Here is an 18,121-nt window from a genome sequence, read left to right as displayed (position 1 = left end):
GGAGTGAGGGATGGCCAATTTAACCGATCTACAATTTGATCAGCAACATATTTGGCATCCCTATACATCGATGACTCAGCCCCTTCCAACGTTTAAAGTGAAACGTGCGCAAGGGGTAATGATTGAGCTTGAAGATGGTCGTCAATTGATTGATGGTATGTCTTCATGGTGGTGTGCAATTCATGGTTATAACCATCCCGAGCTAAATCAAGCTGTGACCGATCAACTGCAACAAATGTCACATATCATGTTCGGTGGATTGACGCATGATCCCGCGATTCAACTGGCTAAATTACTGTTAAAAATCACCCCGTCCAGTTTAGATAAAATTTTCTTTGCCGATTCAGGTTCGGTTGCTGTCGAAGTAGCCTTGAAAATGGCAGTGCAGTATTGGGCGTCTTTGCATCAACCGAATAAAACCAATTTTGTCACACCGCGTTCTGGCTATCATGGCGACACTTGGAATGCGATGTCGGTTTGTGACCCTGTGACTGGCATGCATCAAATATTTGGTTCCAGTTTACCCAATCGAATTTTTGTTCCTGCGCCGCAAGTTGGCTTTGACCAAGCGTGGAATCCTACGGATATTGCTGAACTAGAAAAGACTCTCTCTGAACAGCATGAAAATATTGCGGGATTGATTCTTGAGCCGATTGTGCAAGGTGCAGGAGGCATGCGTTTCTACCATCCTGAATATTTGCGTCAAGCTAAATTACTCTGCGAAAAATACAATATATTGCTGATCTTCGATGAGATTGCTACAGGCTTTGGCCGTACCGGAAAATTATTTGCATGGGAATGGGCTGAAGTTGAGCCGGACATTATGTGTATTGGCAAAGGCTTGACTGGCGGATATATGACTTTGTCAGCAACTCTGACTACCAAGCATATCGCAGAAACCATTAGTCAAGGTGAGGCAGGTGTATTTATGCATGGGCCAACCTTTATGGCAAATCCTTTGGCTTGCGCTGTGGCTGTAAAAAGTACCGAACTGCTGCTGTCTCGAGATTGGCAAGCGAATATTCGACGTATCGAAACACAATTGAAGTTTCATTTACCAGCACTTTCATCGCTTGAACATGTCAAAGATGTACGAATACTTGGTGCAATTGGTGTGGTGGAATTGACCTTTAATGTAGATATGAAAACCCTACAACAGGAGTTTGTCCGTCGTGGTATTTGGATTCGTCCATTCGGTAAGCTGGTTTATGTTATGCCCCCATATATTATTTCAGAGCATGAATTAAAAAATTTGTTAGAACACATGGTTGAGGTGGTGAAAAACATGGTGCAGCCAGCATGAATCTGCTCAACCATTTTTCAGATCAACTTGATCAACTAAAACAGCAAGGCAACTTACGTCAGTTCACTTCAAATCATCAGCATGATCGTTACATTAGTATTCACGATCATACCATGTTGAATTTAGCGTCAAATGACTATTTAGGTTTGGCTTCAAACCTACACCTACGTGAACAATTCTTTGATGAAACCCCGAACGCACAGCGTTGGATGAGTTCATCCTCATCGCGTTTATTGACAGGAAACTTTCCTGAATATGAACAACTTGAATCAACATTAAGTGATGCCTTTCATGGCCGATCTGCACTGTTATTTAACAGTGGCTATCACATGAATATCGGGATTTTACCTGCACTGGCAGACAGTAAAACCTTGATATTGGCGGATAAGCTGATTCATGCCAGTATGATTGATGGCATGCGATTATCGACTGCGAAATATGTACGTTATCGCCATAATGATTTGGCGCATCTTTCTCAGCTTTTATGCAAATATCATGAAGATGAGGCTTTTGAGCGGATCATTGTGGTGACTGAATCGATTTTCAGTATGGATGGTGATGAAACCGATTTGGCTGAACTGGTACGGATCAAAAAACAATTTCCCAAAGTGATGTTGTATGTCGATGAGGCACATGCGATCGGTGTGCGCGGTGAGCGTGGTTTAGGCTGTGCTGAGCAATATCGGGTGATGGATGATATTGATCTTTTAGTCGGTACATTTGGTAAAGCACTGGCTTCAATAGGGGGGTATCTCATCTGTCATTCGATTATTCGTGACTATTTGATTAACTCGATGCGACCGTTGATTTTTAGTACCGCACAGCCCCCGATCTGTATGGCGTGGACAGATTTTATTTTCAAGAATGTTTTAAATTTAAAAGCAGAGCGTCACCATTTACAGCAAATCAGTCAAAATTTGCAACAAGCTGTGCAAGCCAAAGGTTTTGATTGTCCATCTACATCACATATTGTGCCTGTCATTATTGGCGAGTCGAATAAAACAGTTGCCAAGGCTCAAGCTTTGCAAGCGGCAGGTTTTTATATCATGCCTGTACGTCCACCCACTGTGCCGCAGCATAGTTCGCGCTTACGCATTTCACTCACTGCTCAGATTACACAAACAGATCTTGATCAGTTGACTCAATTGTTGTGAGTGAATTGTGAATAATATTGAAATTGATAAATCCCAAGTGGCATTGCGCTTTGCTCAGGCAGGGCACAGCTATGCTGAACATGCCGTTGTACAAAAAGAGATTGCTCAACATTTGTTTGAGTTGATGCAGCAGTATTGTTCAAAGTTGCAAAATCATCCTATAGAAACGGTTTTTGAAATTGGATGTGGCTCGGGGAATTTAAGCCATTTGATGCTGGAAAATATGCAAATCAATCATTTGGTTTTGAATGATCTATATGCAGAAATTCAACAGCATTTTTCATCAAGTCCGCAGATTCAGTACTGGCTTGGAGATATCGAACAACTTGAATTTCCACAGCATATCGACTTGATCGCATCTAGTTCGGCTTTGCAATGGGTAGGGAACTTAGCGGGCATTGTTGAGAAAGCCTTTCAAAGTTTAAATCCAGAGGCATATTTTTGTTTTTCGACCTTTGGGCAGCAGAATTTACAGGAAATAAAAGCTTTGACTGGGCAGGGTTTGGACTACCTCGATGTTGATATGCTTCAAATCATATTAAGTCAAAATGGTTTTGAAATTCTGCATCTTTCAGAGCAGACAGCGGCATTATATTTTGATCATCCAAAACAGGTTTTGCAGCATTTAAAAGCGACAGGTGTGACTGCGACAGCCTCACATTTTCGTTGGACGAAAAAATCGCTCTTTGATTTTTATTCAGCATATCAACAGTTTTCTTTGCGTGATGAATCTGGGCAGATGCGTTATGCACTGACCTATCATCCGATTTTTTGTATTGCACGGAGAATGCCATGACAGGGCAAGTTTATTTCATTAGTGGGATCGATACAGGCATCGGGAAAACATATACCACGGGCTATTTGGCTAAAATATGGAATGAACAAGGGGCGCGAACGATCACGCAAAAGTTGATCCAAACAGGCAATGTCGATATTTCTGAGGATATAGAACAACATCGTCAAATTATGGGTACAGGGTTGTTGGTCGAAGATGAAACCAAACTCACGATGCCTGAAATATTTAGTTATCCTGCATCGCCACATCTCGCCACCAAAATCGATGGACGTGACATTGATTTTGCTAAAATCGAATACGCGACAAAACGTTTAACTGAAAAATATGACAATGTTTTACTCGAAGGTGCGGGTGGGTTGATGGTGCCATTAACCACGGATCTTTTAACCATCGACTATGTTGTAGAGAAACAATATCCCGTTATTTTGGTGACATCAGGTCGTTTGGGCAGCATTAACCATACGATTTTAAGTTTGGAGGCACTAAAAAGTCGTGGCTTAGTGCTTTATGCACTGGCTTATAATTTAAATGATGAATCGCAAGATGCATTGATTTCTAAAGATACTGCTGAATATTTAAAAGCATATTTAGCGAAACACTTTCCAGAGGTGTTATGGATTGATGTTCCTGTAATTCCATCTGTATAAAGAAACAAAAAACCGCTCAAATGAGCGGTTTTTTTATACTTAAGAAATTAAAATTTCTTAAAGCCTTTGTTGTTTCCGCTAAATGCGCGACTTGGCACAGAGTCATTACGACGCTCACGATTGCCAAAATTGTCGTTACGACGTTCACGGTTACCGAAGTTTTCACTGTTGCGATCATTACGGTTATTGTTGAAACCGTCGTTGCGACGCTCTGAACGGTTAAATCCATTGCCGTGGAAACCACCTTCAGTACGACCAGTACGACGTTCGCCACGGTTGTCTTGATAACCATTGCTTTGTTGTGGCTGGTTTTCGTCACTGTCACGACGTTGTTGGCGTAAGTAACCACCACGACGTGCTGCCATTGGTTTGTCTTGCATACGTTCAGTACGACGTTTCGCCATACCAAACAGGCCAGTACCTTGACGTGGTTTAAGCTCAACAGACTTGGTTAAGTTGTCGATATCTTGTTTATCTAGCTCGATCCAGCGACCAGTACGCAGTTCGCGTGGCAGAATTACTGAACCATAACGTGTACGTAAAAGACGGCTCACTTTTAAGCCTTGAGATTCGAAAATACGACGAACTTCGCGGTTACGACCTTCTTTTACAACCACTTGATACCAACGGTTAATACCGTCACCACCAATTTCAGAGAATGACTCAAATTTTGCCGGACCATCATCTAAAACAACGCCTTGTAACATGTTGTTTTTTAACTGAGGGGTGACTTCACCCATGACACGAACGGCATATTCACGTTCGATTTCGCTAGACGGGTGCATTAAACGGTTCGCCAGTTCACCGTCATTCGTGAACAGCAATAGACCTGTAGAGTTGATATCTAGACGACCCACCATCACCCAACGATCACCTGTAATTTGAGGTAATTGTTCAAATACCGTTGGACGGTTTTCAGGGTCATTGCGTGAGCAGATTTCGCCTTCTGGTTTATAGTAAATCAACACACGGCGACGAATTTCGTCTTCAATTTGGAACTGAACTTTACGACCATCGATGCGAAGCTCATCACCTGGTTCAATACGTTCACCCACTTGGGCAACTTGCCCATTTACGCTTACACGACCAGCGGCAATGACTTCTTCCATATAACGGCGAGAACCCAAACCAACGCGTGCGAGCACCTTTTGCAATTTTTCACTCATGACAGCATAACCTTAGAAATTATCATCAACAGTTCACCTATTTATGACTTCGGTGCATTCGCATCGAGGGCCATAAAAGCTTCCTTGGCATCCTGCAGGGGAGGCAATTGGCCCAATGAGGTTAGACCAAAAGCATTTAAAAATTGAGGCGTTGTAACTAACAACGCGGGTCGTCCTGGGAGTTCACGAAAACCAGATTCTTTAATCCAGTTCCAGTCAAATAACGTACGTAAAATTTGACTATTGTTGGTCACCCCGCGGATTTGCTCAATATCTGCGCGGGTTACCGGTTGATGGTAAGCAATGACAGAAAGAGTTTCGAGCAAGGATGGCGATAAACGAGTTGGTCGTTCAGGCCAGGTCTGTGCAATAATATTACGATATTTTGCACGTACTTGAAAACGGAAACCTTGAGCGGTTTCAACAAGTTCAATTGATCTGCCGTGTTGCAGCATTGAAAGTTGCTGCAAATATTGGCGTAATTCGGTTTTACTGAAACGGTCTTGGAAAGCCTCTTTTAAACGGGCAATACTCACTGCCGCTTCACTGGCAAAAATAATGGCTTCAAGCTGCATCAAAATTTCATGCAGATTATCTTCTGAAGACACCGCAGTCATTTGTTTAAGTTCAGTGTTCATGCACGTGCTCCTTGAATTGCAAGCGGTGCTTCTACACCTGATGCGACAATTTGAACTTTTTGTTGGCGTGTCAGTTCCAACACGGCCATAAATGTCACGACAACACCCATGCGGCCTTGGCTTGGTTTGAGTAAGTCCGCAAAATCTAATACTTCACCTGACTCTAGCTTAGTTTCAATATAAGCAATACGTTCTTCGAGTAAGACAGGTTCTTGTAAAATTTGGTGGGTAACCGGTTCTGGTCGATTAAAGACACAGAGTATGGCATCACGGAGTAATTGAATGTCATAACCATCATTGGTTTCGACAATCGTTCCTAAACTGACATTGGTATCGAAAGTATCTCGATCCAATACCGACATTTGACCTAATCTTTCCGCAGCTTGTTTGATGCGCAAATAGGTTTCTAAACGGTCAATCAATTCTTGTTTAGGATCTTGTTCATGTGCTGTGGTCGATTTAGGTTTTGGCAATAATAGGCGCGATTTTAAATCGGCCAATAGGGCTGCCATCACCATATAGTCTGCGGTTAATTCAATATCTAGGGATTTCATTGCATCCATATAAGACAAATATTGGGATGCAATTGGGGCAATATCGACTTGTAATAAGTCGAAGCCATTTTTTTGAATCAGGTAAATCAGAAAGTCGAGTGGTCCTTCGAAATGCTCTAATAGAATTTCAAATGCAGCGGGTGGAATGTACAAATCTTCTGGAATAGCTTCTTGCCACTCATCCAAAACGCGAATGTGTGGAGCATCTTCCATAGAATTATGGACAGTTTGGTTCATTGCAATTATAGGCCACGCGAATTTTCAAAGGCATGCAGACAGCTTTCGCTTCGATCTCACATCGAAAGTAAAAGCACAAAAGTTATAGGGAATAGTGTAATGGAAAAATGCGTTTAAAGAAATTACTGAACGGTTGAATTGGGTAAAAAACTTAAAATTTATAGGGAATAGGCTTTATTTATACACATGTAAAATTTTAAAGCTGTGATATCGATCACATCTTGTGTTAATTGTAAAAAATACACTCATCAATCCATGAACTCATTTAAGCTGTGATGTCTGGATGATGGGCGTCCATTATGAAATGATTTGAATGAATTGACTAAAAGAATATTTGCTATGCCACAACAATATAATCAATGGGGTCAGGCCGTAGGGATGACGTTGGCGCAGTTTGAACCTTGCCAGTTCAGATGTAAAACCGAAGTGGGGCAATCTGTTCGGCTTATTCCGATGTTGCCCGATCAGCTTGATGATAGTCTTTTACAGCGGCTGTGGCAGACAGTACAACAAGAACCCGATGAACGCTGTTGGACGTATTTGCCTTATTCTCAAATTCAAAGCATGCAGCAATTGCTTGATTATTTTCAGCAATCCTTTCATTTTGCCGGTTCGATGCATTATGTCATTGAGGTTGGTGATGCCATTGTAGGATGGGTTGGTTTGCTTAATGTACGCCCAGCACATGCTGTCATCGAAATTGGTAATGTCTATTTTTCAAGTTTAATGAAGCAATCAACCGCAGCAACAGAAACCATTTATCTGTTGTTAAAAGCATGCTTTGCAGCGGGATATCGACGGGTGGAGTGGAAGTGTGATGACTTGAACGCGCCTTCGAAAAACGCTGCTTTGCGTTTTGGCTTTCAATTTGAAGGGTTGTTTCGTCAACATGTGATAGTGAAAGGTCGTAATCGTGATACTGCTTGGTTTGCGATGTTGGATCAGGATTGGCCAATGTTGTCTCAAGCATATGAAGCTTGGCTCAATACAAATAATTTTGATGAGCAGGGACAACAAAAAATTCACTTAAAAGAATTTATGCAGCTTTATTGCGCTTGAGCAAAAGTACACGATCAAGGCTTTGAGCCTGTTGGTAAGACCCTTTGTTCAAGTGCAAATTCGATGATGAGTTGGCACTGCGCTTGCGAACAGAGGTTTTGATTAGCTCTACGTTTAAACAGTGATTTGACCGTTGATGCATGCAAAAAATAACGAAAAATTTGCGGCTGTGTTGTCGCTATTGGTGAAATTAAATTCTTATCTATTGCCCTTAGTTGAGCCGTGGATTCTAAAGTCCAAGGCTCACTGGCATATATAGCAAAATGATTGAGACTGCTTTGCTCGGAGACACTGAGGTCTGTCGCATTTTGGAGCTTGAGTAAAATCTGAAATAAAGTCATCAGGTCGATTCCTTTATCGAAAGGTGCTTTAACCGCGTTTTGAGCCGATGTATTTTACATGCTGTGCTTCTAATCGACAGCATGTATTTAATAGTACACGCTATTCAAATGCACTGACATCACCGACACCACGGCGAATCACTTCAGGGTATTCACCTGCAAGGTTTACAACGCTAGTGGTATTTAAAGTACCTAAACCGCCATCAATCAATACATCTATGCGTTTGCCGATTTGCAGTTCAATTTCGTAAGGATCATCAATCGGTTCTTTTTGGCCCGGTAAAATTAAGGTCGATGTTAATAAAGGCTCACCCAATTCTTTGAGTAATAATTGGCAAATCGGGTTGCTCGGAATACGCAGTCCAATGGTTTTCTTTTTAGGATGCATTAAACGGCGAGGAACTTCACTGGTCGCAGGCAAAATAAAGGTAGTGACTGCAGGTGTATTATTTTTCAATAAACGATACATGGCATTGTCGACTTTGGCATACGTGGCAATGTCAGATAAATCTGCACAAATAATCGCATATTGATGTTTAGCATCGAGCTGACGAATTTGGGCAATGCGTTCCATGGCATTTTTGTTCCCAATCTGGCAACCGATGGCATAGGCGGCATCTGTAGGATAAACCACCACATCGCCGGCACGAATCCGTTCAACGGCTTGCGTAATTAAACGGGGCTGAGGATTTTCCGGATGTATTCTTAAATGCAACATGTCGTTTTCCTCTTATTATTAAAAGCTCTAGACATTATGTCGCGGTCTATTCGCTTTGTGCAACGTGAAATGCAGTCAAATTGTATAATTTAATCAAGCATTTCACGTTGAAATTCATTCGCCTGTAACATTTTGCCAGCACGTGTACAGTGACAAATGCATTGGATAAAGCGCCAAGCATCGCGTGGAAGTTTGGCTTCGCCCTTAAAATAAGCCTGTAATTGTGCATAGACATTATCTTTAAAGCTGCTGCCATCACCACCTTCACCAGTGAGGTTATCAAGTGAGACACGAAACTTACGCCCAAATGCTTTGGCAAATAACCATTCGATCGCTTGGGGCTTAATTTCTACCTGTTCAAAGAGGGCTTGTTGCTCTTTACTACGACCATCAGGTGCATACCAATAGCCTAAATCGGGAAGTAAACGACGTTGATCGCCAGCAATAGTCCAATGGCTAATTTCATGCAGGGCGCTATTGAAATAACCATGGGCAAATTGAATACGGGCAGGGCCGTTTGAATCGGCAGGAAAGTACTCGGGCTCAAAGTCACCTTTCACTAAGCTCACATTCAGGTGGGAAAACCAATGATTAAAGTGTAAGATGAGCCAATCGACGTGTTCTGTTTCTGTGGAAAGTTTCTCCCAAGCCGAGAGTTGCACTTGGTCAGTTGAAATGTCAGAATCAAGCGTTGAAATTGTGCTCATAAGTGATGAAACATTCACTTCTGTTTGCGGCTGCAACAGATGCATAACTTAAGTTACCCAAATGGTCTGTCTAAATAAGTACAAAATTGTATCTTAATCTTTGACAGAGTACTGATGAATTTGTAGAATTGCCGCCTTAATTATGTCAGCAAATACCTTTCCGGCACAGATTGAGCCGTTTAAATGGGCTGAACAGGGCTTTAAATGGTCAGGAACACTGCCATTATCTCGCTTTGTTCGTATTGCTCGTGAAGCTGTTGGATCAATTGATGATCAATTGATTAACATAGACTGTAAGCTATCAATGGATGCTTATCATCGCATTGTATGGCTAGATGGTCATGTTGAAACAAATGTTCCAATGGAATGCCAGCGTTGTCTGGATACTGTTGAGATCCCACTTGTTTCAAGTTTTCATCTAGCTCTTGTAGATGACGAGTCACTGATAGAGCGCTTGGATGAGGATGCTGATTTCATCGTTTTAGGTGAAAGTGAAGCAACAACCAAAGGTTCATATGATGCGCCTGCGACTGCTGATTTACTCTCACTGATAGAGGATGAATTGTTATTGTTGATGCCTTTGTCACCTAAGCACGACGCTTGTGAACATAAGCATCAACCTGCCGCTGAAGAGCTTGTTGAAGAAAAACGGGACAACCCGTTTGATGTTTTGGCAGGTTTGAAGGGTAAACTTAACTAATTTTTGTGTTATACTCTTGAGTATAAGACAATCGAATTTGTTCTGATCCATTTTTTCGATCTTTGTAAGGAGCCATCATGGCCGTTCAGCAAAACCGTAAAAGTCGCTCTCGCCGTGACATGCGCCGTTCACATGACGCTTTAACCGAGAATGCATTAACTGTAGACCAAGCTACTGGCGAGACTCACCGTCGTCACCACGTATCTAAAGATGGTATCTACCGTGGTCGTCAATTATTCGCTAAAGCATCTGCTGAATAATTGGTGATGTATTAAGCGTCAAGCTTAGTAGAAAAAATGGGAGCGTTAAGCTCCCTTTTTTTGTACCGATTTTTTGTTGCATTTGGCAATTACCAAGACAAAAATTAAGTGTTAAATTTCCGTCCCTGAAACAAGCTTACATGGGATTGTGTTGAATAAATGTCCAAATAGCATAAATTCACCAGTCTTGATAAAGGATTTTTTTATGTCTGCTAAACAACTCGAGCAAGCAGCTCAAGCTACTAAAACTGCATTCGTGTTCCCGGGTCAAGGGTCACAGAAAGTCGGCATGCTCGCTGAACTTGCAGAACAGTTTAGTAGTGTGCAAGCAACATTTGCAGAAGCATCAGAAGCGGCTGGCTTTGATCTTTGGCAAATTGCTCAAAGTGGTGAAGGGTTAAACCAAACAGAATTTACTCAACCTGTACTCCTGACTGCCAGTATTGCTTTATGGTGTGTGTGGTTAGAGTTAGGTGGTGTTGCACCGAAATACCTTGCAGGTCATTCATTAGGTGAATACAGCGCCTTGGTTGCTGCAGGTGCGATGAGCCTAGGTGATGCCGTTAAACTGGTGAACCTACGTGGTCAGTTAATGCAAAGTGCTGTACCTGAAGGTCAAGGTGCAATGGCGGCAATTTTGGGTCTAGATGATGCCAAAGTCATTGAACTTTGTGCTCAAGCAGAAGGCCCGGGTTCAGTAGATGCTGCAAACTACAATGCACAAGGTCAAGTTGTCATTGCGGGCGATAAAGCCATGGTTGAAGCGGTTATGGCTGCTGCTAAAGAAAATGGCGGTAAGGCAATCGCACTTCCGGTTTCTGTGCCATCGCATTGTGCATTGATGAAACCTGCTGCTGAACAGTTTGCGACAGCATTGGAACAAACTGCCATTGAGCTGCCTACTATACCTGTAATACAAAATGTAGGCGCTGAAATCGCGACTGATGTAGCGCAATTACGTCAGGCGTTAACTGCACAGTTATACCAATCTGTACAGTGGACAAAGACCATGCAGTATTTGCAAGACCAAGGTATTCAGTACATTGCTGAATGTGGTCCGGGTAATGTCCTTGCGAATCTCGCAAAACGTTTGCCAAATATTGAAAAAGCATTCCCACTCGACACGAAAGGTCGTATGGAAGATGCACTGAATGCCATTTTAGTGGCAGAAGGGAAAATTGCATGACACAAGAACGCAAAGTTGCTTTAGTAACAGGTGCGAGCCGAGGGATTGGAGCAGCAATTGCTCAGCAATTGATTCAAGACGGTTATTTTGTTGTAGGTACGGCAACATCAGAAGCGGGTGCAGAAAAATTATCTGCTGCTTATGCTGAAAATGGTGCGGGTAAAGTTCTAGATGTACGTGATGCAACTGCAATTGATGCATTGGTATCAGACATTGAGCAAAACTTTGGTTCAGTATTGGTTTTAGTGAACAATGCTGGTATTACCAAAGATAATTTGTTACTTCGTATGTCAGAAGATGATTGGGATGACATTCTCAACATTCATTTGAAAGCCGTTTATCGACTTTCTAAACGTGTTTTAAAGGGTATGACCAAAGCACGTTTTGGCCGAATTATTAATATTAGTTCTGTGGTTGCACATTTTGCTAACCCAGGACAAGCAAACTATTCTGCTGCAAAAGCAGGGATTGAGGCCTTTGGTCGCAGCCTTGCAAAAGAGATGGGAAGCCGCCAAATCACTGTAAATGCAGTGGCTCCGGGCTTTATTGCAACAGAAATGACAGAACAGTTAAGCGAAGAAATTCGTAAAAAGATGAGTGATCAAGTGGCTTTAAACCGTTTAGGTGAGCCGCAAGATATCGCAAATGCCGTAAGTTTTCTTGCTTCTGAAAAGGCAAGTTACATTACCGGAACTGTATTACATGTAAATGGTGGTTTATACATGAGCTAAGCGCTCAAGTATAAACTTTCAAAACGATTTAGATTCAATTAAACTAACGGCATTAAAAACGCCACAAGCAATGAGGAGAATTCCTGTGAGCGATATCGAACAACGCGTAAAACAAGCAGTAGCTGAACAACTTGGTCTTAAAGCAGACGAGATCAAAAACGAAGCTTCTTTCATGGATGACTTAGGTGCAGACTCTCTAGACCTAGTTGAATTAGTTATGTCTTTCGAAAACGATTTCGACATCACTATTCCTGATGAAGATTCAAACGAAATCACTACTGTACAATCTGCAATTGACTATGTTTCTAAGAAACTAGGTTAATTTTAGATTTCAGCGATGCTGATTTAAAAAGCCACCATTCGGTGGCTTTTTTTATGCCGAATATTTTGTTTTTACATTAGCTTACGTTTCTGTCACCAACAACAACTCAAAAGCGGTTATTTTTTAGCTATAAGAATAGAGTTTGAACAATAGTTAAATGATTTAAAACAGTAAAAACAACGGAGAAAAATATGGGTCTTTTTGATTTTGTAAAAGGTATTGGTAAAAAAAATACAGCACCTGCAGAGCCTCAGGCAGCGCCAGCAACACCTTCTGAACCATCTGCACAAGAAATTGCCAATAAGTTATTGGGTCATATCAAAGCACTGGGCTTACCTGTAACAGGCTTGTCTGTGAGTTATAACGGGACTTCAGATCTAGCAACAGTGAAAGGTCAGGTACAAAGCCAAGCAGATCGTGAAAAGATTATCTTAGCAGTAGGGAATATTGATCATGTGGCACAAGTAGATGATCAGTTAACAGTGACGAGTCCTGAGCCTGAAAGTAAGTTCTATACTGTTAAGTCGGGAGATAACCTGTCTAAAATCTCTAAAGAATTTTATGGTGATGCAAATCAATACAATAAAATTTTTGAAGCCAACCGTCCTTTGTTAAAAAATGCCGATGACATTTTCCCAGGGCAAGTGCTGCGTATTCCTGCATAAATATTTGTGTTTACAGTAAAAAAGCCATCTTTCGATGGCTTTTTTTTTGTATGCGTGAATGGTGGAGTTGAATATAATGCGGCTGAAATAATTCAAAATAAGAAATCAATGAAACAAAAAATCATCTTTATTATCTTACTGTTGCTTGCAGTTGTTGTGTGTCTTTGGCTGCGGTGGGATGAGCGTATTGATCCTCGGGTGCTCAAGTGGCAGCAGTCTGAAATTTCTTATCATTCAAATTACACACAAGAGCCGTATTTTAACTTGCTTGGGCTGAATGCTGGAGATCGGTTTTTGGCATTGAATGTTGGGCGCTATCGTTATCATCAGGATTGGGTATTTAGTTTGTTGGGGCAAGAGCAACAGAATGTATTGGGCCAGCCATTGAATGCGAAGCTAACGCGTGAAAAGTGGTCAGAAGAACAGACGAATTTAGTTGCTGAGTTTCAGCAATTGCTGGTCGATGATCCTAAAGCGGTTAGTGCATTTGTTGTTGAGCATCGTTTGGTGCTTGGTGCGTTGATACAGCAAGAAAAGGTGCCGTTGCAGCGCTTTAACACATGGTTGCAGTATGCAGACCAATAACGCAGTTTAAGTATGCCGAGCAATTCCACATATCCAGACTTTAAGTATTTAAATCAGTTGGCGATCCTTTATCAGATTACTATCGCGTTAAATAAAGAGGATAAGCTGGATGCATATATGGCTGAATATCACAGATTACAGCAGATACTTGAGTGCCCGATCTCCTTGGTTGAAAGGATGTTGATTCAAAGCTGGCTGGCACGTTATGTTCGAATTATACGTAATGAGCAGTTAAAGACTGGACAAGTAGTTTATTTGGAGCCTTTAAGTGTCAGTCAGTTGAGTTTGCGCTCAGCAGCACAATTGGAAGCTTATGGTGTATATGCGGTGTTGAAGCAGGTGCAGCAATCAACAGGCTGGAATGCCTCTTTGATGTATTGGTTGTATTTGCCAAATCAAACTGTGAATCAATTGTTTAAGCAATATGAAGAGGAGGCACAGCTATCTGAGCTTTCTTATGATTCGTTTAGGATGCAGGGTGGTTAAAAACAGGGACAGTATTCATCTTGGCATATCAAAAATTATTTGGGCAATACTTTGTCCAATATAGAGGAGGGTGCCTTGGGAGCGCTATGTACTTGCGGGGCACATTTTGAATGATCGAATTATGATTTTTAATTTGTTGAATCAGGGTGCGACTGATTTAACGCAGTTGAATCAAAATAGCCACGGCCGACGTTTCTTTAAGAAAGAGGGGATGTTGTGTGCTGAAGTGCCGTATCCGCGTGAGCAATTTAGAGCACACAATTGGAATATTTTAGATAGCTGTGTGCAGTTGTAGTTTTTGAATATTAAATAAGATAAATAAAAAGCCCCAATGAGTAGGGGCTTTTTTACAGTTGTTTAGAAGCTTGGCTTCACCACAACTAAAATAACCACCGCAAATAAAATCAAAGTTGGCATTTCATTAAAATAACGCCAGAACTTATGCGACTTATAATGTGCATTTTCGATAAGCTTTTTACGGTAATAACCACATACAAAATGATATATCACCAATAGTCCAACCAATCCCACTTTTAAGTAGAACCAAAGCGCTTCATGGTAGTGTCGGGTTGCATCACCCCAATCGACGAGGAAGTGCGCCGTGATCAGTGTAGCAATCATAGCGGGCCACATAATGCCGCGGTATAGCTTACGTTCCATGATTTGAAAGCGCTGATGACTGGTAGCATCTTCACTCATAGCATGGTAGACAAAAAGGCGAGGGAGATAAAATAGCGCTGCGAACCAGCAAACAACTGCGATGATATGCAATGCTTTTACCCAGAGGAAAGCATCTGATGGAGCATCCATATATTAACCCTTAAAAGGGCGGTGGGTATGTGCTTTGGCACCGAAGCGCCAAAGCAGCAAACTTTATATTATGCTTCCCATTTTTTGAAAACGAGGCAAGCGTTTACACCGCCAAAACCAAAACTGTTACTCATCACAGTATTCAATTTTGCATCACGTTTTTCAAGTACGATATCAAAAGGTTTTGCACCTTCGTCAAGTTCAGTCACGTTGATATTTGGTGCAATAAAGTCATTTTGCATCATCAAAATAGAATAAATCGCTTCTTGTACACCTGCAGCACCCAGGCTGTGACCGGTCATCGATTTGGTCGAGCTGAGCGGAGGAACTTGCCCTTCACCGAAAGCACGCTCCATCGCTTTAAGTTCAGTGACATCGCCTGCCGGAGTAGATGTACCATGTGTATTAACATAGTCGATGGTATCTACACCATGTTGTTTAGCTTCTTCTAAAGCCATAAGGATACAACGCGTCGCACCTTCGCCCGATGGTGCAACCATGTCAGCGCCGTCAGAATTTGCTGCATAGCCGACAACTTCAGCCAAAATGTTTGCACCACGTGCTTGAGCATGTTCAAGTGACTCTAGTACAACGAAGCCACCGCCGCCAGCGATCACGAAACCGTCACGGTCAGCAGAGTAAGGGCGTGAAGCAGTCTCTGGAGTGTCGTTATATTTTGAACAAAGTGCGCCCATTGCATCAAATAAAAGACTTTGTGACCAATGGTCTTCTTCACCACCACCAGCAAGCATTAAGTCTTGTTTGCCTAATTGAATCAAATTGTATGCATAACCAATGGCATCTGCAGATGTTGCACATGCGCTAGTAATGGTGTGTGCAATACCTTGCATTTTAAATGCAACACCCACGTTTGCAGTAATGGTGTTGGTCATATTGCGTGGTACAAAGAATGGACCAACTTTACGTGCACCTTTGGTGTCTAGAAGTTCTTTCATTTCAACAACAGATGCAGTTGAACCACCACCTGACCCACCCGCAATACCGTAACGTGGATTACCACCGATTTGTTCTGCTGTTAAGCCTGCATTTTCTACCGCAGCCAAAGCTGAGTTGTATGCATACATTGCGCATACGCCCATAAAGCGTTTTAAACGGCGGTCAATACCGTCAAAGTTTTGTTCTGCAGCCGCACTGACATGACTTTTAAAATTAAGTTCAGCATAACTTGGGTTGAAACGTGTTCCAGAAATCCCGTTTTGCAAAGAATGAGTGACATCTTCTAATGTATTACCAATGCATGAGTTGATGCCCATACCAGTGATTACAACACATTTCATCTACAGATCCTTTATAGGTAGTGTGTGAGCAAGCTATAGAAAGTATACGAAGGAAACTTTCTAAATAGGCGAACTCATATAATTTGATTGGAATAATGATAGCAGAAAGCTTTTTGAATTCTTATGGCAAATCCTATGCCTATTGTTGACTGAGCTAATTTGCAACTTTGCAGCAAAAAACTTAACTTAGAGATACATATTCAAGTTGTGATAAAGTTTGACTACACCTAGTATTTATCAATAATTTCAAGAATAGTTTTAATGAGGTAGGGAATGGTGAAAACGAATAATAAACCAACGGCAGGTCTACTCTCAAACGCCTTTGGAGTGGCTAAAAAGCTCAGTTCTACTGGGGTGTCCATCATTAATCATGTCGCACCCGAATCCGTAACTAAGGTCATTCAACCTCAAAAAAATGGCCAAACCTTGGAGGGTCAGTCAAGGCAAGCGGGCGTATTTGATGTAAAAAAATATGATAATCCTCAGCAAATCTTGCGTGAACACGTTCCAAATGTTTCTAGACAATTATTGGGTCGACATTTTAATACCGTAAATAATGTGGCTAATTTTGTTGCTCCTCAATTTAGTGACAAAATTTCTGATTATTTATTTGATCGACTTAATCATTTTAGTTCGGATATTTCATCTGTAGATGCTGTACTGGATGAAGCTGGGGTACGTGATTTAGAAGAGTTGACACAAGATGTCGATCGTTCGCGTCGTATTAGTCAGGCCTTGGGCGAGCAAAATAAATGGATTGCTTCGATTCAAGGGGCTTTAACAGGTGCGACAGGTGTTATTGGTTCAAGTATTGATATCCCTGCATCATTGATTATGACTTTACGAATAATTTATCAAGTTGGACGTTCTTATGGTTTCGATTTAAGTAAAGAAAGTGATCAAGATATTGTTCAGTTTATTTTTAAACAGGTCGACTTGAGTTTAATTGCAGAAAAACAGACTTTGCTTATGGCAATAAAAGCTCTGAGTAGCACGCTACAAAATAGTGATTTGCATCAGTTGCAGCAATTGGTAGGTTCAGACACTGATGCAGCAGCATTGAAAAAATATGTACTAGATGAAAATGGTCAGTTTAAGTGGGCATGGCTCAATCAAATACCAAAAGTTTCATTGTTAAATCAGTTATCACGATTAACTCCTGTGGCGAGTGTTGGTGTAAGTGTGGTGTATAGTCGCCGTTTAGTGGATGAAGTGAATCAGAAGGCACAGCAAGTCTTTTCTAATGCGCGCCAATATATTTTGCAGCATCAGGATATTAGCTTGTCACCTTTACATGCCTATGAGCGTTCTCTTGAGTTGCTTGCTCAAGCAACACCAAAATTACTAGAAGGTATTAAGGCAAAAGATATGGATTTGGCTGAGCCTGTACTAGATCAGACTATAGATGTTACAGGTCATGAGAGTATTCGCGCAGTAAAAGTCACCAAAAAAACACAAGTTAAAAACTCTGATGCAGCCAAAGTGGAAGTAGAGCAGGAACAAAAAGTCTCAGAAGGTTTGGAGGCACTTGCGGAGAAAGTTGTTGAGCCTCATGCACCCGGGGCTGCGCAAAAACCTGCTTTAGCTGAAAAAGATGAGTTTGATGTGTTGGAATCTGTACAGCAGGAGGATGTCCCAGTGGAAAAAGCTGCACCCAAAACTAAGCCGCGTAAAGCCAAAACAGCAGCCGTAGATAAAGTTACAAAAAAATCAGCAGATTCTTCTGAAAAATAAACTATTTATTTGTGGGTGAAAAAT

The 18,121-nt window shown here is 41.5% G+C and carries 23 protein-coding genes; 15 read left to right on the top strand and 8 right to left on the bottom strand.

The genetic code is table 11. The annotated features are described in order from the left end of the window. Nucleotides 1-10 precede the first annotated feature (10 nt). Genes bioA through bioD form a run of 4 tightly spaced genes read left to right on the top strand, consistent with a single transcriptional unit; the run spans nucleotide 11 to nucleotide 3,900 of the window. A complete protein-coding gene (gene bioA, locus G0029_RS12395) occupies nucleotides 11-1,303 on the top strand; it encodes an adenosylmethionine--8-amino-7-oxononanoate transaminase (protein WP_180107864.1) in 1,293 nt (430 codons plus the stop codon). Continuing rightward, nucleotides 1,300-2,457, top strand: coding sequence for an 8-amino-7-oxononanoate synthase (locus G0029_RS12390; protein WP_180107863.1), 1,158 nt, complete (start codon nucleotides 1,300-1,302; stop codon nucleotides 2,455-2,457). The genes bioA and G0029_RS12390 overlap by 4 nt, the downstream gene beginning before the upstream one ends. A gap of 7 nt (nucleotides 2,458-2,464) precedes the next feature. After that, nucleotides 2,465-3,253 (top strand): malonyl-ACP O-methyltransferase BioC, encoded by a 789-nt coding sequence (gene bioC / locus G0029_RS12385; protein ID WP_180107862.1) that lies wholly within the window; start codon nucleotides 2,465-2,467, stop codon nucleotides 3,251-3,253. Further along, nucleotides 3,250-3,900: a dethiobiotin synthase gene (bioD, locus tag G0029_RS12380; protein ID WP_180110016.1), complete on the top strand. Its 651-nt coding sequence runs from the start codon at nucleotides 3,250-3,252 to the stop codon at nucleotides 3,898-3,900. Before bioC ends, bioD begins: the two co-directional genes overlap by 4 nt. Nucleotides 3,901-3,947: 47 nt before the next feature. On the opposite strand, the gene rluB is transcribed toward bioD, so the two are convergent. From rluB to G0029_RS12365, 3 genes are read right to left on the bottom strand one after another with little or no spacing between them, the layout of a single operon-like run. Next, nucleotides 3,948-5,066 carry a 23S rRNA pseudouridine(2605) synthase RluB gene (rluB, locus tag G0029_RS12375; RefSeq protein ID WP_180107860.1) on the bottom strand — a complete coding sequence of 373 codons (1,119 nt, stop codon included), beginning with the start codon at nucleotides 5,064-5,066 and terminating at the stop codon, nucleotides 3,948-3,950. Between the two features lie 41 nt (nucleotides 5,067-5,107). Then, nucleotides 5,108-5,704, bottom strand: coding sequence for an SMC-Scp complex subunit ScpB (gene scpB, locus G0029_RS12370; protein WP_078190063.1), 597 nt, complete (start codon nucleotides 5,702-5,704; stop codon nucleotides 5,108-5,110). After that, complete coding sequence (locus tag G0029_RS12365) at nucleotides 5,701-6,495, bottom strand: segregation and condensation protein A (RefSeq protein WP_180035866.1); 795 nt, start codon at nucleotides 6,493-6,495, stop codon at nucleotides 5,701-5,703. The genes scpB and G0029_RS12365 overlap by 4 nt, the downstream gene beginning before the upstream one ends. Before the next feature lie 339 nt (nucleotides 6,496-6,834). Here G0029_RS12365 and G0029_RS12360 point away from each other — a divergent pair, with 339 nt between their 5' ends. Then, entirely contained in the window at nucleotides 6,835-7,554 is a 720-nt protein-coding gene (locus tag G0029_RS12360; RefSeq protein WP_180107859.1) for a GNAT family N-acetyltransferase, read from the top strand. 14 nt (nucleotides 7,555-7,568) lie between these two features. Here the strand turns inward: G0029_RS12360 and G0029_RS12355 are convergent, their stop codons facing one another. From G0029_RS12355 to G0029_RS12345, 3 genes are all read right to left on the bottom strand, one after another. Further along, on the bottom strand, nucleotides 7,569-7,895 hold the full coding sequence (locus tag G0029_RS12355) for a hypothetical protein (protein ID WP_180107858.1): 327 nt from the start codon (nucleotides 7,893-7,895) through the stop codon (nucleotides 7,569-7,571). A gap of 100 nt (nucleotides 7,896-7,995) precedes the next feature. Next, nucleotides 7,996-8,613 (bottom strand): L-threonylcarbamoyladenylate synthase, encoded by a 618-nt coding sequence (locus G0029_RS12350; protein ID WP_078190059.1) that lies wholly within the window; start codon nucleotides 8,611-8,613, stop codon nucleotides 7,996-7,998. An 89-nt stretch (nucleotides 8,614-8,702) separates the two neighbouring features. After that, on the bottom strand, nucleotides 8,703-9,365 hold the full coding sequence (locus G0029_RS12345) for an elongation factor P hydroxylase (protein WP_180005434.1): 663 nt from the start codon (nucleotides 9,363-9,365) through the stop codon (nucleotides 8,703-8,705). 97 nt (nucleotides 9,366-9,462) lie between these two features. Between G0029_RS12345 and G0029_RS12340 the strand changes: the two genes are divergently transcribed. From G0029_RS12340 to G0029_RS12300, 9 genes are all read left to right on the top strand, one after another. Further along, on the top strand, nucleotides 9,463-10,020 hold the full coding sequence (locus G0029_RS12340) for a YceD family protein (RefSeq protein ID WP_078194223.1): 558 nt from the start codon (nucleotides 9,463-9,465) through the stop codon (nucleotides 10,018-10,020). A gap of 77 nt (nucleotides 10,021-10,097) precedes the next feature. Next, entirely contained in the window at nucleotides 10,098-10,280 is a 183-nt protein-coding gene (rpmF, locus tag G0029_RS12335) for a 50S ribosomal protein L32 (RefSeq protein ID WP_004279227.1), read from the top strand. Between the two features lie 205 nt (nucleotides 10,281-10,485). Further along, entirely contained in the window at nucleotides 10,486-11,466 is a 981-nt protein-coding gene (gene fabD / locus G0029_RS12330; protein WP_180110015.1) for an ACP S-malonyltransferase, read from the top strand. Further along, nucleotides 11,463-12,197: a 3-oxoacyl-ACP reductase FabG gene (gene fabG, locus G0029_RS12325; protein ID WP_180025027.1), complete on the top strand. Its 735-nt coding sequence runs from the start codon at nucleotides 11,463-11,465 to the stop codon at nucleotides 12,195-12,197. Before fabD ends, fabG begins: the two co-directional genes overlap by 4 nt. An 85-nt stretch (nucleotides 12,198-12,282) precedes the next feature. After that, nucleotides 12,283-12,519, top strand: coding sequence for an acyl carrier protein (gene acpP / locus G0029_RS12320; protein WP_078190054.1), 237 nt, complete (start codon nucleotides 12,283-12,285; stop codon nucleotides 12,517-12,519). A 191-nt stretch (nucleotides 12,520-12,710) separates the two neighbouring features. Next, nucleotides 12,711-13,184, top strand: coding sequence for a peptidoglycan-binding protein LysM (lysM, locus tag G0029_RS12315; protein WP_078190053.1), 474 nt, complete (start codon nucleotides 12,711-12,713; stop codon nucleotides 13,182-13,184). Between the two features lie 108 nt (nucleotides 13,185-13,292). Next, complete coding sequence (locus G0029_RS12310) at nucleotides 13,293-13,769, top strand: hypothetical protein (RefSeq protein WP_180107857.1); 477 nt, start codon at nucleotides 13,293-13,295, stop codon at nucleotides 13,767-13,769. Between the two features lie 12 nt (nucleotides 13,770-13,781). Further along, nucleotides 13,782-14,255 (top strand): hypothetical protein, encoded by a 474-nt coding sequence (locus G0029_RS12305; protein WP_180107856.1) that lies wholly within the window; start codon nucleotides 13,782-13,784, stop codon nucleotides 14,253-14,255. A 121-nt stretch (nucleotides 14,256-14,376) separates the two neighbouring features. Further along, a complete protein-coding gene (locus tag G0029_RS12300; protein WP_180107855.1) occupies nucleotides 14,377-14,550 on the top strand; it encodes a hypothetical protein in 174 nt (57 codons plus the stop codon). Between the two features lie 62 nt (nucleotides 14,551-14,612). Here G0029_RS12300 and hemJ read toward each other — a convergent pair whose 3' ends face one another. Both hemJ and G0029_RS12290 read right to left on the bottom strand, forming a co-directional pair. Then, nucleotides 14,613-15,065, bottom strand: coding sequence for a protoporphyrinogen oxidase HemJ (hemJ, locus tag G0029_RS12295; RefSeq protein ID WP_180077409.1), 453 nt, complete (start codon nucleotides 15,063-15,065; stop codon nucleotides 14,613-14,615). A 68-nt stretch (nucleotides 15,066-15,133) separates the two neighbouring features. Next, the gene (locus G0029_RS12290) at nucleotides 15,134-16,363 is read right to left on the bottom strand and encodes a beta-ketoacyl synthase N-terminal-like domain-containing protein (RefSeq protein ID WP_180110013.1); all 1,230 of its coding nucleotides are present in this window, start codon (nucleotides 16,361-16,363) and stop codon (nucleotides 15,134-15,136) included. Between the two features lie 273 nt (nucleotides 16,364-16,636). On the opposite strand from G0029_RS12290, the gene G0029_RS12285 reads away from it, so the two are divergent. Further along, complete coding sequence (locus tag G0029_RS12285; RefSeq protein WP_180110012.1) at nucleotides 16,637-18,097, top strand: EcsC family protein; 1,461 nt, start codon at nucleotides 16,637-16,639, stop codon at nucleotides 18,095-18,097. Nucleotides 18,098-18,121 lie beyond the last annotated feature (24 nt).

The organism is Acinetobacter sp. YH12138, from assembly GCF_015218525.1.
In the GTDB taxonomy this organism is placed as follows: domain Bacteria; phylum Pseudomonadota; class Gammaproteobacteria; order Pseudomonadales; family Moraxellaceae; genus Acinetobacter; species Acinetobacter amyesii.
Note: the sequence above shows the minus strand (reverse complement) of the source record. Positions and strands in the feature narration are given on the sequence as shown.

What these genes read in the sequence shown, in the direction of transcription:
- bioA (WP_180107864.1), top strand. Translation starts at nt 11, where the DNA reads ATGGCCAATTTAACCGATCTACAATTTGATCAGCAACATATTTGGCAT.
- G0029_RS12390 (WP_180107863.1), top strand. Translation starts at nt 1,300, where the DNA reads ATGAATCTGCTCAACCATTTTTCAGATCAACTTGATCAACTAAAACAG.
- bioD (WP_180110016.1), top strand. Translation starts at nt 3,250, where the DNA reads ATGACAGGGCAAGTTTATTTCATTAGTGGGATCGATACAGGCATCGGG.
- rluB (WP_180107860.1), bottom strand. Translation starts at nt 5,066, where the DNA reads ATGAGTGAAAAATTGCAAAAGGTGCTCGCACGCGTTGGTTTGGGTTCT.
- scpB (WP_078190063.1), bottom strand. Translation starts at nt 5,704, where the DNA reads ATGAACACTGAACTTAAACAAATGACTGCGGTGTCTTCAGAAGATAAT.
- G0029_RS12365 (WP_180035866.1), bottom strand. Translation starts at nt 6,495, where the DNA reads ATGAACCAAACTGTCCATAATTCTATGGAAGATGCTCCACACATTCGC.
- G0029_RS12360 (WP_180107859.1), top strand. Translation starts at nt 6,835, where the DNA reads ATGCCACAACAATATAATCAATGGGGTCAGGCCGTAGGGATGACGTTG.
- G0029_RS12355 (WP_180107858.1), bottom strand. Translation starts at nt 7,895, where the DNA reads ATGACTTTATTTCAGATTTTACTCAAGCTCCAAAATGCGACAGACCTC.
- G0029_RS12350 (WP_078190059.1), bottom strand. Translation starts at nt 8,613, where the DNA reads ATGTTGCATTTAAGAATACATCCGGAAAATCCTCAGCCCCGTTTAATT.
- G0029_RS12345 (WP_180005434.1), bottom strand. Translation starts at nt 9,365, where the DNA reads ATGCATCTGTTGCAGCCGCAAACAGAAGTGAATGTTTCATCACTTATG.
- G0029_RS12340 (WP_078194223.1), top strand. Translation starts at nt 9,463, where the DNA reads ATGTCAGCAAATACCTTTCCGGCACAGATTGAGCCGTTTAAATGGGCT.
- rpmF (WP_004279227.1), top strand. Translation starts at nt 10,098, where the DNA reads ATGGCCGTTCAGCAAAACCGTAAAAGTCGCTCTCGCCGTGACATGCGC.
- fabD (WP_180110015.1), top strand. Translation starts at nt 10,486, where the DNA reads ATGTCTGCTAAACAACTCGAGCAAGCAGCTCAAGCTACTAAAACTGCA.
- fabG (WP_180025027.1), top strand. Translation starts at nt 11,463, where the DNA reads ATGACACAAGAACGCAAAGTTGCTTTAGTAACAGGTGCGAGCCGAGGG.
- lysM (WP_078190053.1), top strand. Translation starts at nt 12,711, where the DNA reads ATGGGTCTTTTTGATTTTGTAAAAGGTATTGGTAAAAAAAATACAGCA.
- G0029_RS12310 (WP_180107857.1), top strand. Translation starts at nt 13,293, where the DNA reads ATGAAACAAAAAATCATCTTTATTATCTTACTGTTGCTTGCAGTTGTT.
- G0029_RS12305 (WP_180107856.1), top strand. Translation starts at nt 13,782, where the DNA reads ATGCCGAGCAATTCCACATATCCAGACTTTAAGTATTTAAATCAGTTG.
- G0029_RS12300 (WP_180107855.1), top strand. Translation starts at nt 14,377, where the DNA reads ATGATTTTTAATTTGTTGAATCAGGGTGCGACTGATTTAACGCAGTTG.
- hemJ (WP_180077409.1), bottom strand. Translation starts at nt 15,065, where the DNA reads ATGGATGCTCCATCAGATGCTTTCCTCTGGGTAAAAGCATTGCATATC.
- G0029_RS12290 (WP_180110013.1), bottom strand. Translation starts at nt 16,363, where the DNA reads ATGAAATGTGTTGTAATCACTGGTATGGGCATCAACTCATGCATTGGT.
- G0029_RS12285 (WP_180110012.1), top strand. Translation starts at nt 16,637, where the DNA reads ATGGTGAAAACGAATAATAAACCAACGGCAGGTCTACTCTCAAACGCC.